A 16722-nucleotide genomic window follows, 5' to 3' on the forward strand; every position below is an offset into this window, starting at 1 on the left:
AATACGCCGAACCACCAGGAAAGGATGGCCATGACACCGACGTCCAAGGCACCTGAGGAGGCAATAGAGGGTGGTCCCGGATGGGGCCGCAGCGTTCTGATGTGTTCGCCCGAGCACTTCGACGTCACCTATTCCATCAACGTCTGGATGGACCCGGACGTGCGAGTGGATTCCGATCGGGCTTGGCGGCAGTGGGACGACCTCGTGTCCACTTTGGAGGCCGCCGGCACCGAAGTCCGGACCGTGCCCGCCGAGCCGGGGTTGCCGGACATGGTCTTCACGGCCAACGCCGGCATCGTCGACGGCACGACGGTCACGCCCGCCCGGATGAGCAACCCGGAACGCGCCCCCGAGATCGGGCACGTCTGCGGCCGGTTCGAGGAACTCGGCTGGACGGTCGAGCAGCCGCCCGCCGCGCCGCAGGAAGGCGCGGGCGACGCGGTGGCGTTCGGCGGCGGACTCGTGGCGGGCTACGGCCCCCGGTCCGCCGAATCGGCCTATGACGGCCTGCGGGCACGTCACGGCTGGGCGGTGACCGCGCTCGAACTCACCGATCCCCGCTTCTATCACGTCGATTTGGGGTTCTGCCCGCTCGACGACCGGACGGCGATGGTGCTGCCGGAGGCCTTCACCACCGCCGGTCGCGCCGAGCTGGCCGAGCTCGTCGAGGACCCGGTGGTTCTGACGGCGGAAGAAGGCGCGGCGTTCTGCGCGAACGCCGTGGTGGCCGGGCGCACCGTGGTGATGCCGCACTGCACACCGCGGCTGGGCCGCGAACTCGAGCGCCGCGGCTTCGAGCCTGCGGTATGCGATGTCTCCGAGTTCGGCAAGGCGGGCGGCGGCTGCCGGTGCCTGACCCTGGCCCTCGACGTGGAACTGGACCGAGCGGCGGCTCCCTTCACCGCGGAGGTGGTCGGATGACGGTGGCCGCGTTCAGCCCCCGCATCGCGCGGTGGCTCCACGACCACGATCCGTCCACCCCCTGCCTGGTGCTAGACCTCGACGTGGTGGCCCGGCGCTACCACGAACAACAGGCCGCGCTGCCGTACGCGACCCCGTACTACGCGGTGAAGGCGAACCCGCAACCGGCGGTGATCGCCCTGCTCGTGAAGCTGGGCGCCTGCTTCGACGTCGCGAGCCCGGCCGAGATCGACCTGTGTCTCGCCAACGGAGCCGATGCCGGCTCGCTGTCCTACGGCAACACCATCAAGAAGAGCGCGGATATCGCCTATGCCCACCAACAGGGTGTGTCGATGTTCGTGTTCGACAACGTGCGCGAGCTCGACAAGATCGCCGAAGCGGCCCCTGGGGCGGCGGTTTACTGCCGGTTGCTCAGCGAGAGCGCCGGGGCGCGGTGGCGTCTTGGCGACAACTTCGGCTGTTCACTCGAGTACGCCGTGGAGTTGATGACGCGGGCGGCGCAGCTGGGTCTGCGTCCCTACGGTTTGTCCTTCCATGTCGGGTCCCAGCAGCTCGAGCCGACGCGGTGGGAGCCCAACATCGCCGCCGCGGCCGAGGCGTTCGAAAAGCTGCGCGCCAACGACGTGGAACTCGAGATGCTCAACCTCGGCGGCGGCTTTCCGGCCCGCTACGCCGAACCGGTCCCCCCGATCATCCATTTCGGACGAACCATCGAGCAGGCGATCGACCGCTGGTTCCCCGGTACGCGGCGCCCGCGCATCGTGACCGAGCCCGGCCGTTCGATCAGTGCCGAGGCCGGCGTGCTGCGCACCCAGGTGGTCTCGGTGCGAGAACCGTTCGAAGGAGCCGAACGCTGGGTCTATCTGGACGCGGGCCGCTTCGGCGGGCTCGCCGAGACCGAGGGCGAGGCGATCCAGTACCAGGTCGAGACCGAACGCGGCGGGCCGACGCAACCGGTGATCATGGCCGGGCCGACCTGCGACAGCATCGACGTGATCTACCGCGACGCCGCCTACGCGTTGCCCAAAGAACTCCAGATCGGTGACAGGGTCGACTTTCTCAGCGCCGGCGCCTACACCGCGAGCTATTCCTCTATCGGCTTCAACGGTTTCCCGCCGTTGCCGACACATTGCATCGGAGGCGGATCATGACCGAACACAAACGCCTGTCCGTCCAGGGACGGGTGCTGGTCCTCGGCTGCGGGTCGGTGTCCCAGTGCCTGCAGCCGCTGCTGCTGGCCCACCTGGACATGCCCTACGACCGGCTGACCGTGCTGGACATGAACGACCGGCGCCAGGAGATCCCGGAGACGCTCGAAGCCGGATGCCGGTTCGTCCAGCGTCGGCTGACTCCCGATAACCTCGCCGAGACCCTCGCCGAGCAGGTCGGTCCCGGCGACCTGCTGGTGAACCTGACCTGGAACATCGGGACCGAGGACATCATCGGCTGGTGCCGCGACAACGGCGTGCTCTACGTCGACACTTCGGTCGAGCAGTGGGATCCCTACGCGGACATGAACGCCCGGCACCCGACCGAAAAGACCCTCTACGCCCGCCACCACTCGTTGCGGCGCCTGAGCCGCGACTGGGGCGGCCGCGGGCCGACCGCGATCATCGAGCACGGTGCCAATCCGGGCCTGGTGAGCCACTGGGCCAAGGTCGGGCTCGAGGATGTCGCCACGGCCATGCTCAAGGAAGGCGTCGAGGACCCGGACCGCCGGGCCCGGATCGAGCGGGCGCTGGGCGAGGCCGACCACGCGCGGATGGCGATGGAGACCGGCACCCGGGCCATCCACATCTCCGAACGCGACACCCAGATCGGATCGCTGCCCAAGGAGCCCGAGGAGTTCGTCAACACCTGGTCGGTCGAGGGCTTCTACGAGGAAGGCGTCGCTCCCGCCGAACTCGGGTGGGGCACCCACGAACGTGAGCTGCCGCCGGGGGCGGTGGTCCCGGAATACGGCACCGGCAACCAGATCTGCCTCGCCCGGCCGGGGATGGCCACCTGGGTGCGCTCGTGGGTGCCCTTGTCGGGGCCGATCCAGGGGATGTTGATCCGGCACGGCGAGGCCGTGACGATCAGCGACCATCTCACCGTCACCGATGACGACGGAACGGTCGTCTACCGCCCGACGGTGCACTACGCCTACCTGCCCACCGACGCGGCGCTGGCCTCGGTGCACGAGTGCAAGATGCGGGGGTTCCGGCTCCAGGAGCGCCAGCGGATCATGACCGACGAGATCCTCACCGGCGCCGACGAACTCGGCGTGCTGCTGCTCGGGCACGACCTCGGGGCCTGGTGGACCGGCTCGCAACTGACCATCGAGGAGACCCGGAAGCTGGTGACCGGGCAGAACGCCACGACGCTGCAGGTCGCGGCCTCGGTACTGGCGGCGGTGTTCTCCGCCGTGCGCCATCCGGACCGGGGCCTGTGCAGGCCGGACGACCTCGACCACCACGAGATCCTCTCGATCGCCGCGCCCTATCTCGGCCCCACCCCCTCGGTGCGCAGCGACTGGACGCCCCAGGAGACCGGACCGGGCCCGTTCGACGACTATCTCGGACTGACCCCGCCCGACGACCCCTGGCAGTTCTCCAACATTCTCGTGCCGTGACTCCCCGTCCGCCCCGCCGCGCGACCATCGGCGGCGGGGCGGCGCTCCGCTCAAATTGCATGACTGCGTCAGTCATATATATTGGAGCCATGGACGACCGGACCGCGAACCTCTTCGCCGCGCTCGTCGTGGCGCTGTCCGACGAGCTCGAGGCGGGCAACACGCACGTCGCGGGCCAATCGGCGGTCGGCACGGCCGCCCTCGCGACACTGCTGTCGGCGCCGGGAGCCCGGGTCGACGCCCTCGGCCGGGTCATCGGGCTCACCGGCTCCGGCACGGTGCGCCTCGTCGACCGGCTCGTCGCGGCGGATCTGGTCGAACGCCGCCGCGACACCACCGACCAGCGTGCCGTCTCGCTCTGGTTGACCGAGCAGGGACGCGCCGCGGCCACGGAGGTCGTGACGCGGCGCCGCGAGGTGGTGGCCCGGGTCCTCGCTCCGCTGAGCGAGGACCAGCGCGCCGTCGTGGCCGAGGCCGTGGAGCCGGTGCTCGCCCATCTGGTCAAGGACCGGTCCCGCGCGGATCGCGTGTGCCGGTTCTGCGACTACTCCGTATGTCCCCCGGCCGACTGCCCCGTCGAAAGATCGGTGCCCGCCCTCAGTCGCTGATCGAGAGAGGAGCACAGGATGAGCGCTCGACGCGTCGACGGCGTGACGATCCACCCGGCCGGACGAGACCGGTGGGACGACCTCGTGGAGGCGTTCGGCGACAACGGGGGCTGCGAGGGTTGCTGGTGCATGTACTGGCGGGTGTCCTCGGGACCCGAGTACGACCGGATGCGGGGCGCGTCCGCGCGAGCCGAGTTCTCCCGTCTGGTGCGCGACGGCGAGGTGCCCGGGCTGCTGGCCTACCGCGACCAGGCTCCGGTGGGATGGTGCGCGGTGGCGCCGCGCCCCGCGTACGTGCGGTTGCGCGGCTCGCGAACCCTGCGCCCGGACGAGCCTGACGACCCCGGCGTGTGGGCGGTGCCGTGCTTTTACGTCAAGACCGGGCATCGCCGCCACGGCGTGGCCGACCACCTGCTCGCCGCCGCGGTCCGCCACGCCGGGCGGCACGGCGCGCACACCCTCGAGGCCTACCCCACCGATTCCGGGCATCGCCGCTACTCGGCCGGGGAGTTGCACATGGGCACCGTGGACCTGTTCGAGCGGCACGGGTTCACCGAGACCGGACGCCCCTCGCCGGGACGGGTCATCGTGCGGCGCGGCCTGGCCTGATCCCCGGGTCCGCGAACCACTACCTCAGGAGGCAGACGGAATGCGAGTGATCGGTGCCCCGTTCAGTTCCGCGGGACGACTGGACCACGAGGCTCTGGCGCCGAAGGCGCTGCGCGACGCCGGGCTCGTCGAACGACTGCGCGCCGCCCTCGGGGCCGACGAGCCGGTCACCGACGGCGGCAACGTCGCCATCGGTACGTCGGCGGCCGTCGCCCACCGCGACGAGCCCTCGGGAGTGCGATCCCTTCCCGGACTCGAAGCCGTGACCACCGCTACGCGCTCCGCGGTGGCCGAGACCCTGCTCGCCGGTGACCGGCCCTTGGTGCTCGGCGGGGACTGCGCGATCCTGCCCGGCTGCCTGCGCGGGGCCCAGGACGCGCTCGACGACGACCGGATTGGGCTGCTGTTCATCGACGGCCACGAAGACGCCTGGCCACCGCACGAGTCCGACACCGGCGAGGCCGCCGACTCCGAGCTCGGGTTCCTGCTGGGACAGCATCGCGAACAGCTGCCGGAGTCGCTCGAGTCGCAGTTGCCCGTGCTCGACGAAAGCGCCGTGGTCGCGTTGGGGCCCCGCGACGGCGCCGAGATCGCCGCCGGTGACGCGCCGTCGCTGGCCGAACGGATCCGGCTGGTCACGGCGCAAGAGCTCACCCTCGACGAGGACAGCGCCGCCGAACACGCCCGGAAAGCGCTGGCCCGCATCCGGGCCCACACCACGCGCTGGTGGCTGCACATCGACCTCGACGTGCTGTCGAGCGACGCCCTCGACGCGGTGAGCTACCCCCAGCCGGGCGGGCTGAGCTGGGACCAGCTCGGCGAACTCGCCACCGCCGCGCTCGGTGAGCCGGGGTGCGTCGGCATCACCGTCTGCGTCTACGACCCTGATCGTGATCCGGACGGAACGGGCGCGCGGCGCATCGTCGACTGGTTCGGATCCCTGGCTCGTCCTACTGGCCGATGCTCAAAGCCACCGGATGGGCGAACATGACGTCATGTTTACCGACACGGACCGCACCCTGAACCTGCTAGGCGCAGTCGTGACCGGAGTGCACGACCAACTCGTGTCCGCCGTCGAATCGGTGGCCGGCCGTAGTGGCGCACTCGCGGCCACGCTGGCCATGACCGCTCAGTACGAAGGTCTCACCATGGGCACCCTGCAGCGGTTTCTCGGCGTCAGCCGCCCGGCCACGATCCGCCTGGTCAATCTGCTCGAGAGCGACGGGCTCGCCGAGCGGCGCCACCTCGACGACGACGACCGCCGGACCACCTCGGTGGTGCTGACCGACGCCGGCCATCGCGAGGCGCGGCACATCCTCGCCGCCCGCCGCGCGGTCCTGGAGCAACTCCTGCCCGAGTCGAGCAAGCAGGAACGCGTCGTGCTCGACAGGCTCCTCGAACGCATGCTGGCCACGATGATCACTCATCCGTCCCGAGGCTACGAGGTGTGCCGTCTCTGCGACATCAGCACCTGCCCGCCGTCGCGCTGCCCGGTGGAAAGCGCGGTCCTCGAGATGGAACCCGACGCCCCCGAGGGGCTGCTGAATCCGCCGAAAGATCCGTCGACCTGATCGGAGGGAGTCCGTCGTGCCGGAAAACCCCAGGGAAACAGCGACAGCGCATTCGAGCAGGGCCGGGCCGAGGGAATGGACCGGCCTCGGAGTCCTCGCCCTGCCGACGATGTTGCTCGGGCTCGACGTGACCCTGCTCTACCTCGCTCTCCCGGCTCTCTCGGTCGATCTGCAGCCGACCAGCACGCAAGCGCTGTGGATCCTCGACTCCTACGGACTCGTGATCGCCGGGCTGCTGGTCACGATGGGCGCGATCGGCGACCGTCTCGGCCGGCGCCGTCTTCTCATGATCGGCACCGCGGCGTTCGGCCTCGTCTCGATCGTCGCCGCCTTCGCGCCCAGTGCCGAGATCCTCATCGCGGCACGAGCCTTGCTGGGCGTGGCGGGCGCGACGCTCATGCCGTCCTGCCTCGCCCTGATCACCAACATGTTCACCGACGTCCGCCAGCGAGCACTGGCGATCGGCGTGTGGGCGACCACCTTCGCCCTCGGCATGGCCGCCGGGCCACTCGTCGGCGGTGTGCTGCTGGAGTCCTTCTGGTGGGGCTCGGCGTTCCTGCTCGCGATTCCCATCGCCGCGCTCGTGCTCGTGACCGCACCGGTGCTGTTGCCGGAGTATCGCGCCGCCGACTCCGGACGGGTCGACCTGGTCAGCGTCGCTCTCTCGCTGGGCGCGATCCTTCCCTTGGTCTACGCGATCAAGCACGCGGCCACCCACGGCTTCGACGTCCAGACCATCGTCACGCTGGTGGCCAGCGCGGCCTTCACCCTCGCCTTCGTCCACCGCCAGCGCCGCCTGAACGACCCGCTGCTCGACGTCGCGCTGTTCACCGATCGCTCGTCCGGCACCGCCCTCGGTGTTCTCTTGGTGGGACTCGTCGGCGTCGGCGGTGCGCTTTATCTGGTCACTCAGCACTTACAGCTCGTCGAAGAACTCTCCCCGCTGGCCGCGGGCGCCTGGATGGGCCCACCCGCACTGGCGATGGTCGTGGCCGCCATCGGCGCGCCTCTGCTCGCGCGGCGCGTGCGGCCCGGCTACGTCGTCTCGGGCACCCTCGTGCTGTCCGCCCTCGGCTACGTGCTGCTCACCCAGGTGCGCGGCCCCGACAGCATCGGCCTGATCGTGAGCGGATTCGCCTTGGTGTACCTCGGATTCGGCTCGGTGGGGGCGCTCGGCTCCGACCTGGTGGTCGGCACCACCCCGGCCGACAGGGCCGGCTCCGCCGCCGCGATGTCCGAGACCGTCCAGGAACTCGGCGTCGCCATGGGAGTGGCCATGCTGGGCAGCCTGACCACACTGGTGTACCGCGATCGGATGACCGACGCCGCCCCTGCTGTCGGCGAGAGCCTGTCCGGGGCCGTGTCCGCGCCCCACGTCTCCCCCGCGCTGCTGGCGCAGGCCAAGGAAGCGTTCACCAGCGGGCTCAACCTCTCCGCCGCCATCACCGGCGCCGCCATTCTCGCGCTGGCCGTGATGGCCGCGGTCGTTCTGCGGCACGTCCCGCCGTCCGGCGATTCGAGCCCCGCCGAGGTTTCAGAGCCCGCCAACTCCGGGTGAACCCGGCTCGGGCAGGGCGGCGGTCATCGCGCCGTCCACGGTGACGGTCTCACCGGAGACGAGCCTGGCCTGATCGCTGAGCAGGAAGGCGATCACGCGCGCGACGTCGTCGGGCCGGCCGAGCTCCCCGAGTGGCTGCACCTCGGTCAGCGCTTCACGGGTGGCCTTGTCCTTCCAGCGATGCGCGTTACGCGGCACCATGACGAACCCGGGCCGGACGACGTTGCACCGGAGCCCTCGCGGTCCGAATTCCACGGCGGCCGCGCGGCCGAGAGCCTCCAGCGCGGCCTTGGCCATCGCGTACGGCGCCTGCCCGCCCCAGGCCAGGCCCGCGTGGATCGAACTGACCAGCACCGCGGCGCACGGCCTTCCGCCGGCGCGGGCGACCAGTTGCCGCAACGGTTCCAGCGCGGACACCGCGCCGATGTCCAGCACCCGGCGCAGCGCGTCCGGTGTCTGCTCGGCGAGGGGAGCGCGATGCTCGCTCAGCAGGCAATGCACCAGCCCGGTCACGCCACCGAGCGCGTCGAACGCGGTGCCGATCACGGCCGGATCCGTTGCGTCACCACGGATCCACGGGATGTCGGCCAGTTCCGGCGGCGGTGGCGCGACGTCCACCGCCGCGACCCGTCGTCCCTCCGCCAGCAGAGCACGGACGACGGCCGAGCCGATACCGCCCGCGCCGCCGAGCACCACCACGTCGTTCATGACCGTTCCCCTGCTCATTCGGCGGTTCCCCTGGTGAAGAAGGCGCGCACGACGAGTCCCGCCGCGGCGGTGACCAGCGGGTTGCCCGGTGACCGTGGCCGGGCCAGCGCCTCCGGCGGAGTCGTCTCGACGCGTTCGCGCACCGCGTCGAGCCATCGGTCCGACGGCGCGCCGCTGCCGCCGAGGATGATCATGCGCGGGCGCATCAGGTCGTACACCGTGTCGGCCACCAGAGCCACTTGGGCGCTGCGCGCTTCGAGGAGCCCGATCGCGACCGGATCCGTGTCCGCCAAGCGGATCAGGTCCGTCAGCGAGGTCGCCACGAGGCCGGCGGACCGGGCCGCGGCGAGCAACGCCACGTCCGTCCCGCGTTCGCCGAAGGGTCCGTGACCGGCATCGGTGAGACCGGGAACGAGGATGCGGCCGAAGCCGCCTTGGATGATGCCGTCCGAAGACGTCCCCACCGGCCGGCTGAGGAACCCCGTCTCCGCGACGTTGCCGACGAACAGGTACGAAACCTTGTCCTGGCCCAGCCCCGCGCCGAAGGTGAGTTCGGCGCCCAGCAGGGCGCACACGTTCCCGTCCACCACGACGTCGAGCCCGGTCCGCTCACGCACCACGTCGGCGACTCCGACGTCGGCCCATCCCAGCACGTCGTTGCGCACGACCCGGCCTGCCACCCGGTCCACCTCACCGCCGACGGCCACTCCGATGCCCAGCACCGGTCCCGGCGCGGACTCCGCCAGCCCGGCCGCCAGTTCGGCGGCGCGGCTCAGCGTGGCGGCGCTGTCCGCCGGATCACGGTTCTCGGTCTGTGTCCTGACGCTGTGACCGGCCAGGTCGATCAGCCCGACCGTGGTCCGTTCGAGGCCGAGGTGCACGCCGACCGCGTACCGGCCGGACGGGTTGAGCTCCACCGGCACCCGGGGCCTGCCGACCCGGGTGGACTGCTCGACGAGTTCGCGGACGATTCCGGCCGACAGCAGAGGTTCGATGATCCTGCTGACGCTGCCGTGGTTGAGGGACAGCTCCTTCGCGATGTCGCTGCGCGCAAGCGGACCGCGCTGGACGAGCAGTTGGAGCACGGCGGCCGTGTTGGCCTGCCGGGCCTGGCGCGGCCGGGTTCCGCTGAGGGCTGGGTGGTTCATCTTCACGCCGGCTTTCCGGACTCGACACTGTTGGTTTCCTCGAGCTCGACACCCGTGGTGGCCAGCCATGGCGACACCAGCACGATCACCGCGCTGACCAAGAACGCACCGGCGTACCACGCGACGATCGTGATGCCGTGCTTCTGCGCCAGCATGGGCGCCAGGAAGACGTTGAGCGCGATCGCGAGCCGGGTCGCGCACTGGGCGATACCGGATCCCAGCCCTCGCAGCGAGGTGGGGAACGCCTCGGTGCTCCACACCCACGACAACACGCCCGGGCCGAACCAGGTCAGCATGGCGTACACGACCCAGAAGGCCACCAGTCCGACGCCGGCCCGCTCGCCGGTGAACGCGATGCCCAGCCCGGCGGCGAACACGCCGAGACAGGTCCACACGCCCAGCCAGCGGCGGTTGATCCGGTCGATGACCAGGGCGCCGAGCGCCACCGCGATCAACCCCACCACGAAACCCAGCAGCGAGAAGTACAGCGTGTTGGACACCCCGATGCCCGTACTGCTGATGATCAACGGTCCCGCGACCGTCGCCACCGCGCCCCCGAAGGCCTGGATCGCGAAGAACGCCGTGACCGTCGCCAGCCGCCGCCACGCACCGCCGGACAACAACATCCGGTAGCTCCGCTTCTCCACGACCTCGCGCTTCGGCGGCTCCAACCCCAGGGCGTCGTAGATCCGCTGCGCCTCCTCATCGCGGCCGCGCGCACTCAGCCACCGAGGCGACTCCGGCAGGAACTGCCTCGCCACCAGGACCGCGGCCGCCGGGAGCGCGGCGAGCCCGAAGAGCCACCGCCAGGTCTCGTCACCGAACAACGGCTGGAGCGCCAGCGCGCACAGCACCGACGAGATGGCGCCGCTCAGCCACATCATGTTGGGCAGGCTGCCCGCGATCCGGCCGCGACGGGACTTGGGCGCGATCTCGGTGAGAAAGGCGTGCGAGGTCGGGATGTCCATGCCCACCGCGACACCGAGCACGAACCTGGCCGCGACCAGCTGCCACACCTCCTGGACGAACGCCGCGGCGATGGACGCCACCACGAAGAACACCAGGTTGATCATGAAGATCACCCGGCGGCCGAACCGGTCGGACAGATCGCCGAAGACCACCAGGCCCAGTGCCGTACCCACGAACGCCGCGGCGGTCACGAGCCCGACCTGGAACGCGGTGAGCTGGAAATACGGCTTGAGGAACAGCACGGCGGCACCGATGACCAGCAGGTCGTAGCCGTCGATGAACTCGCCGAACGCGACCAGCCTGCTGGTCCAGTTCCGCACGAACCGCGCCCGCCTCGGCGACATCGGCGGAGCGCTCGCCAGGTCCGACACCATCGGGATCCCCCTTTTTGTGCGACGAACACCAAACTAGTGATCGCACGGGTCCCCGAGGAGGATTTCGGTGCGTCGATGGACGAACGGCCAGACGAGAGGGGCCGAAAAGGCAATGCCGGGCGGCGGCCCGTGCCGGACTGGCCGACGAGACGCGGCCGGACCCCTTCTGTCCACAAAGGACAATTTTAGGCGGTCGAATATCCGCTTTATGCCCATACGCACGCTTTATAGAGAAGGTCGTGAGTGGTAAAGCGGGTTCTAACCCTCTTTACCACTCACGACCCCATCAAGAACCGCACATAAAACCATCAAACGGGCATTCAGCTGCCAAGCAGTGTCCCTTGTGGACAGTCGGGTGCGGCCACGTCTCATCGGCCGGCCCAGATCCGCGACACCGAAGGCTCCACTCACCACATCGGACGCGGTCAAAGGAGTCCTCACCCCAGCACGACCCGCCCGCGAGCCCTGCCTGCCCTTCTCCCCGCGCCCTCCAAGCCTTGTTCCGCACCCCATCACGACGAAGTGGTGCCGCCCCGGCGATGGTCGAGCGCGTCCTGCCGGATCCGGTCGGTGCGCTCGCCGATCTCGGCGAGCCGCTCGGCGAACCCGCCGTGTTCACCGGGCAAGTGGTCGCGCAGGTCGGCCAGCGGCCGCAGGAGACTGGTCGCGTCGTCCTCGCCCAGGGCCACGCCGAGCCGATCGGCGCTTGCCTGCGCGCCGGCGTCCAATCCGCGCAGGGCGCCGGCCTGCCCGGCCAGCCGTCGCAGGACCGTCGCGTTGCGCCGGGCCCAGTCCGCCACAGCCCGATCACCCGCCCGCCGATCCCGTTCCGCGTCCACGCGGCCCTCCCCCGTGTTCTCGCCGGTCGCGGAGGGCCGCAGCCGCAGGAATCGCCGTTCCGCCGCCTGGCGACTCGCCACCCCCAAAACCGGCGCCAGGGTGTTCCAGCTGGTCCCGCCGTCGCGGGCCGCCGCGATGAGTTCCGGTTCCCAGGCGCTCAGTTCCTCCCGGACCGCCCGCAGGGCGGCCAGAGCGGCCAGCAGGTCTTCGGATTTCACGGCGCCGGCACGGGCGGCGGCCACCACGTCGTGCACGGTCTGCACCGTCCGGGCCGGAATCGCGTTCATCTTTGTCATCCCCTCGACGACTTCCCAGTTGTCATCCATCCGATGACATGCTAGAACAAAGGGGCGTGTTGACGCCAGAGAACCCGAACCCAGGAGGTGGAACCCATGTTGATGCGCACCGACCCGTTCCGTGAGCTGGACCGTCTCACCCAGCAGGTGTTCGGCAACGCGACCCCCGGAACCTGGTCGAAACCCGCCGCGATGCCGATGGACGCCTATCGCGACGGTGAAGATTTCGTCGTCTGCTTCGATCTCCCCGGCGTCGCGGCCGACGCCATCGAGCTGGACATCGAACGCAACGTCCTGACCGTCAAGGCGGAACGACGGCCCGCCACCGGGCGCGAAGTCCGGATGCAGGTGTCGGAACGGCCCTTGGGTGTCTTCTCCCGTCAGCTGTTCCTCGGCGAAGCCCTCGACACCGACCGCATCACCGCGGACTACGAAGCCGGCGTGCTGACCCTGCGCATCCCGGTCGCCGAGAAGGCCAAGCCCCGGCGCATCGAAGTCGCGGGCACCGACACCGAACGCAAGAAGATCCAGGCCTGAGCACCTCGTCCGGTGCGGGACCGGCGGTCCCGCACCGGACCCCGAGGCAGGAAGGGCATTCGTCTTGACCGCGTCCCTCACCCACCCGCACCTCACGGCCCCCGCGCTCTGGGCGTATCTCGCCGAAGTCGCCGACGCGCTGGGCATCGGGCTCGAATCCTGCACCGTCGATTACGACAGCCCCGTCTCCGCCTACATCGCCCTGGACGTCCGGCTGCGGAACCATCCCGAGCGCGACGTCGCCCTGCTCTGGGACGAACTCGGCGGCTGGGCTCTCGCCACCGAAACCCAGTCCGGGAACGATCTTTCCGTGGTCCGTCGGCTCGGCGGGGATTCCCCGCTACCGTCACCCGCCCGGGTCGCCCACTTCGTCAGGTCCACCGCGGGCTGAACCACCACGCGCCGAATCCGGCACCTCGAATTCGAGAGGTGTAAAGCCGCTCTGTCCGGGTATCCGGGACACAGCTCGATCAAGAGCGACGCAGACCTCGATTCGGAGTGGGTGTTCATGGGCGACTATCGGCAATCGATCACCGTCGGCGTACCTCCGGCACTTCTGTTCTCGTACCTCGCCGACGTGCACAATCTTCCGAAATACATGCCCCGGCTGACTTCCGCGGAACCCTCGGGCGGCGACAAGGTCGACGTCACCGCACGGATCGACCCGGAAGACGCGCCGGAACAGGACGTGGCGGGCGAGGCCTGGATCAAGGTGGTCGAAGACGGCAAAAGCCTGGAATGGGGCGCCGCCGGACCGCACGACTATCACGGGAAACTCCACATCGGACCCGGTGACACGGAGCGGAACGCCACCCTCGTCGTCGAGTTGCACACCGAACGCACCGAAGGGGATCAGGTCGATCGAGGCCTGCAGGAAACCCTCTCCGGCATCAAACAAGCCGCGGAAAGCCGCTGAAAACGGCATACCCGCCGAGGAGGATCACCATGGTCGAAGTCACCCGGAATTTCACCGTCGACGCCACCCCTGAGGCCGTCGTCGATTATCTGCGCGACTTCTCCCGCGCCACCGAATGGGATCCGGGCACGGTGACGTGCGAGCAGACCAGCCCCGGCCCGGTCGCCGTCGGTACCCGGTGGCACAACGTGTCCAAGATCGGCGGGATGGAGACCGAGCTGACCTATGAACTGACCCGCCTCGAACCCGGCCGGGTGGTCTTCGTCGGCAAGAACGACACCGCGACCTCGACCGACGACATCACGGTCACCACCGGCGGAAACGGGACGGCCGAACTCACTTATCACGCCACCATCGAATTCCATGGCGCGGCGAAACTCGCCTCCCCCATCGCCAAACTCGTGTTCGAAAAGGTCGGCAAGGACACCGAGGACAGCCTCGTCCGGATTTTCAGCACCAAGGAATGAGCATTGACGAGACGGAGGTGGCCCGATGAGCAAACCGACTCTCCGCGTGACAGTGCTGGTCTTGGCTCTCGTCCACCTCACCGTCGGGGTCCTCGGCTTTTTCTTCGTGCCCGAGACCGACCAGACCGGAGAGAACACGGTCTGGATCTTCAGCTCGACAGGCATGCTGGACCTCCTCCGCGTCGCGACGGGGGTGATCGGGCTCATCGCGGTGCTGAGGCCTGCCTTGATTTCCCTCTACAGCTGGTTCGTCTTCGTGGCTTTCGCCGGACTCACCGGTTTCGGCATCCTCTCCGCGTCGACGACGTCGGCCGGAGACGCGGTCAATCTCAACTGGGCGGACAACGTCCTTCACGCACTGACCTCGCTCGTGGCTCTCGCCGTGGCGATCGTCGTCGTCCGGCAGGCGGAACGGCCTTCGGAGACGGTGCGCGAATAGCCGGAACCACGGGCACTTCGCCCATCGCACTCACCGAGCACCACCACTCTCGGCTAGGAGAATCATGCCCCCGAAACGTCAGCGCGAGCGAACAACACCGGCTGAAAACGAGTCGAACGCGACAGTCGGCCGGTCGGGTGAGGGGCAGCGCGGGAACTATCTGACGACGGCGCAAGGGGTCCGGCTGCCGGACACCGATCACTCGTTGAAGGCGGGCCCGCGAGGGCCGTCCTTGATGGAGGATTTCCACCTCCGCGAAAAGATCACCCATTTCGACCACGAACGTATTCCGGAGCGGGTCGTCCACGCGCGAGGCGCGGCCGCACACGGCACTTTCCGCGCCTACGGCAACGCGTCTTCGGTGACCAAGGCCGGTTTTCTGGAGAAGGGCCGGGAGACTCCCGTCTTCGTGCGGTTCTCGACGGTGCTGGGTTCGCGGGGCTCCGCGGACACCGTCCGGGACGTCCGCGGGTTCGCGGTGAAGTTCTACACGGACGAGGGCAACTTCGACCTGGTCGGCAACAACATGCCGGTCTTCTTCATCCAGGACGGCATCAAGTTCCCCGACGTCATCCACGCGGGCAAGCCCCATCCGGACCGGGAAATCCCGCAGGCACAGACGGCGCACGACACTTTCTGGGACTTCGTCTCGCTGCACACCGAAGCGACCCATCACGTCATGTGGGCCATGTCCGACCGCGGGATCCCCCGCTCTTATCGGACGATGGAAGGCTTCGGGGTGCACACCTTCCGGCTGGTCGACGCCGAGGGTCAGAGCAGCCTGGTGAAGTTCCACTGGAAACCGGTCGCCGGCGTGCACTCCCTGGTCTGGGAAGAAGCCCAGATCGCCGCGGGTGCCGATCCCGACTTCCACCGCCGGGACATGGCCGACGGCATCGACGCCGGTGCACCGCTGGAGTACGAGCTCGGCCTGCAGGTCATGCCGGACTCGGACGACGAGATGTTCGAGGGGATCGACCTGCTCGACCCCACCAAGCTCGTCCCGGAGGAACTCGCCGAGGTCCAGCTGGTCGGCAAGCTCACCCTGGACCGGAACCCGACCAACTACTTCGCCGAGACCGAACAGGTCGCCTTCCACACCGGCAATCTGGTGCCTGGCATCGAGGTGACCGACGACCCGCTGATGCAGGCGAGGCTGTTCTCCTATCTGGACACTCAGCTCACCCGGCTCGGCGGCCCCAACTTCACCCAGCTCCCGATCAACTGCCCGCATGTGGCAGTGAACGACAATCTGCGTGACGGGATGCACCAGACCCTCATCCACCACGGGCAGGCCCCGTATCTGCCCAACAGCGTCGACGACGCTCTGCCGACGACGGCGACGGAAGCCGAAGGCGCCTACGTCCACCGGCCCATCGAGGTCTCGGGCCCGAAGGTGCGGGCCAACCCGGTCTCGTTCGACGATCACTTCTCGCAGGCCACGCTCTTCTGGAAGAGCTTGTCCGGGATCGAGAAGATCCACGTGATCGAAGCGTTCACGTTCGAGCTGGGAAAGTGCTTCGCACAGTCGATCCAGGAACGGGTCCTCGTGTCGCTCGCCCGTGTCGACGCCGAACTGTGCGCGGCGGTCGCCGAAGGACTCGGGCTGCCCGCTCCGGAAGGTACTCCCGCCGAAGACGTCGTCCCTTCGGCCGCGCTGTCGCAGATTCCCTCGGGCCCCGGCCCGGTCGCGGGCCGCATCATCGGGGTCGTGGCGGCGCACGGCGCCGATCTCGGCGGGATCGGCAAACTCCGCCGGACCGTCGAGGCCCAGGGCGCGGTTCTGCGGGTTCTCGCGCCGGCAGGCGGAACGCTGAAACGGGGACGCGGGCAGCAGGCGGTGGAAAGGACCTTCCTCACCGCCCGGTCCATCGAATTCGACGCGGTGGTGGTCGCCGGTGGCACGGCCGGTCTGCACGACATCAAGCTGACCGTGCTGTTGCAGGAGACCTTCCGGCACTGCAAGGCCATCGGCGCGTGGGGCGACGGGCGGCAGGTTCTCCTCGACGCCGGGATCGACGTCGACGCGCCGGGGATCGTGCTCGCCGACGAGGTCGCCAAACCGTTCTCCTCGGAGCTGCTGACCACCGTGGGATTGCACCGCGTGTGGGAGCGGGCCGAACGAGTGATGAACGGCTGAGGACTCG

General features: G+C 69.2%; 18 protein-coding genes. 14 read left to right on the plus strand and 4 right to left on the minus strand.

Annotation, left to right across the window (positions count from 1 at the left end; all coding sequences use genetic code 11):
• Positions 1-30: 30 nt before the first annotated feature.
• The 8 genes from ACLJRM_RS15590 to ACLJRM_RS15625 all read left to right on the plus strand — a co-directional run bounded on the left by ACLJRM_RS15590 (position 31) and on the right by ACLJRM_RS15625 (position 7881).
• Positions 31-921, plus strand: coding sequence for a dimethylarginine dimethylaminohydrolase family protein (locus ACLJRM_RS15590; protein WP_158255835.1), 891 nt, complete (start codon positions 31-33; stop codon positions 919-921).
• On the plus strand, positions 918-2072 hold the full coding sequence (locus ACLJRM_RS15595; protein ID WP_410663351.1) for a type III PLP-dependent enzyme: 1155 nt from the start codon (positions 918-920) through the stop codon (positions 2070-2072). The genes ACLJRM_RS15590 and ACLJRM_RS15595 overlap by 4 nt, the downstream gene beginning before the upstream one ends.
• Positions 2069-3535 (plus strand): saccharopine dehydrogenase NADP-binding domain-containing protein, encoded by a 1467-nt coding sequence (locus tag ACLJRM_RS15600; RefSeq protein ID WP_410663352.1) that lies wholly within the window; start codon positions 2069-2071, stop codon positions 3533-3535. Before ACLJRM_RS15595 ends, ACLJRM_RS15600 begins: the two co-directional genes overlap by 4 nt.
• Before the next feature lie 89 nt (positions 3536-3624).
• Positions 3625-4143: a MarR family winged helix-turn-helix transcriptional regulator gene (locus ACLJRM_RS15605; protein ID WP_410663353.1), complete on the plus strand. Its 519-nt coding sequence runs from the start codon at positions 3625-3627 to the stop codon at positions 4141-4143.
• 18 nt (positions 4144-4161) lie between these two features.
• Positions 4162-4752, plus strand: a complete 591-nt coding sequence (locus ACLJRM_RS15610) for a GNAT family N-acetyltransferase (protein WP_101609117.1) — start codon at positions 4162-4164, stop codon at positions 4750-4752.
• A gap of 40 nt (positions 4753-4792) precedes the next feature.
• Positions 4793-5743, plus strand: coding sequence for an arginase family protein (locus tag ACLJRM_RS15615; protein ID WP_101609118.1), 951 nt, complete (start codon positions 4793-4795; stop codon positions 5741-5743).
• A 4-nt stretch (positions 5744-5747) separates the two neighbouring features.
• Positions 5748-6323 (plus strand): MarR family winged helix-turn-helix transcriptional regulator, encoded by a 576-nt coding sequence (locus ACLJRM_RS15620; protein WP_158255833.1) that lies wholly within the window; start codon positions 5748-5750, stop codon positions 6321-6323.
• Positions 6324-6432: 109 nt separating this feature from the next.
• A complete protein-coding gene (locus ACLJRM_RS15625) occupies positions 6433-7881 on the plus strand; it encodes an MFS transporter (protein WP_410663545.1) in 1449 nt (482 codons plus the stop codon).
• On the opposite strand, the gene ACLJRM_RS15630 is transcribed toward ACLJRM_RS15625, so the two are convergent.
• The 4 genes from ACLJRM_RS15630 to ACLJRM_RS15645 form a co-directional block, all read right to left on the minus strand.
• A complete protein-coding gene (locus tag ACLJRM_RS15630; protein ID WP_410663354.1) occupies positions 7858-8589 on the minus strand; it encodes an SDR family NAD(P)-dependent oxidoreductase in 732 nt (243 codons plus the stop codon). The genes ACLJRM_RS15625 and ACLJRM_RS15630 overlap by 24 nt on opposite strands.
• 14 nt (positions 8590-8603) lie before the next feature.
• Positions 8604-9737 (minus strand): ROK family transcriptional regulator, encoded by a 1134-nt coding sequence (locus tag ACLJRM_RS15635; RefSeq protein WP_101613340.1) that lies wholly within the window; start codon positions 9735-9737, stop codon positions 8604-8606.
• A gap of 2 nt (positions 9738-9739) precedes the next feature.
• The gene (locus ACLJRM_RS15640) at positions 9740-11080 is read right to left on the minus strand and encodes an MFS transporter (protein ID WP_410663355.1); all 1341 of its coding nucleotides are present in this window, start codon (positions 11078-11080) and stop codon (positions 9740-9742) included.
• Positions 11081-11592: 512 nt separating this feature from the next.
• Complete coding sequence (locus ACLJRM_RS15645) at positions 11593-12207, minus strand: HSP18 transcriptional regulator (RefSeq protein WP_410663546.1); 615 nt, start codon at positions 12205-12207, stop codon at positions 11593-11595.
• A 105-nt stretch (positions 12208-12312) separates the two neighbouring features.
• Here ACLJRM_RS15645 and ACLJRM_RS15650 point away from each other — a divergent pair, with 105 nt between their 5' ends.
• The 6 genes from ACLJRM_RS15650 (at position 12313) to ACLJRM_RS15675 (ending at position 16715) form a co-directional block, all read left to right on the plus strand.
• Positions 12313-12753, plus strand: coding sequence for an Hsp20/alpha crystallin family protein (locus ACLJRM_RS15650; protein ID WP_101609122.1), 441 nt, complete (start codon positions 12313-12315; stop codon positions 12751-12753).
• 64 nt (positions 12754-12817) lie between these two features.
• A complete protein-coding gene (locus ACLJRM_RS15655) occupies positions 12818-13144 on the plus strand; it encodes a DUF6292 family protein (protein WP_101609123.1) in 327 nt (108 codons plus the stop codon).
• A 117-nt stretch (positions 13145-13261) separates the two neighbouring features.
• Positions 13262-13669 carry an SRPBCC family protein gene (locus ACLJRM_RS15660; RefSeq protein ID WP_101609124.1) on the plus strand — a complete coding sequence of 136 codons (408 nt, stop codon included), beginning with the start codon at positions 13262-13264 and terminating at the stop codon, positions 13667-13669.
• Positions 13670-13698: 29 nt separating this feature from the next.
• Positions 13699-14136, plus strand: coding sequence for an SRPBCC family protein (locus ACLJRM_RS15665; RefSeq protein ID WP_101609125.1), 438 nt, complete (start codon positions 13699-13701; stop codon positions 14134-14136).
• A gap of 25 nt (positions 14137-14161) precedes the next feature.
• Positions 14162-14575: a DUF4383 domain-containing protein gene (locus ACLJRM_RS15670; RefSeq protein ID WP_101609126.1), complete on the plus strand. Its 414-nt coding sequence runs from the start codon at positions 14162-14164 to the stop codon at positions 14573-14575.
• Positions 14576-14639: 64 nt separating this feature from the next.
• Positions 14640-16715 carry a catalase gene (locus tag ACLJRM_RS15675; RefSeq protein WP_410663356.1) on the plus strand — a complete coding sequence of 692 codons (2076 nt, stop codon included), beginning with the start codon at positions 14640-14642 and terminating at the stop codon, positions 16713-16715.
• The last annotated feature ends 7 nt before the right edge of the window (positions 16716-16722 follow it).

It is taken from the genome of Amycolatopsis sp. lyj-84, assembly GCF_046549075.1.
Taxonomy (GTDB): Bacteria; Actinomycetota; Actinomycetes; order Mycobacteriales; family Pseudonocardiaceae; genus Amycolatopsis.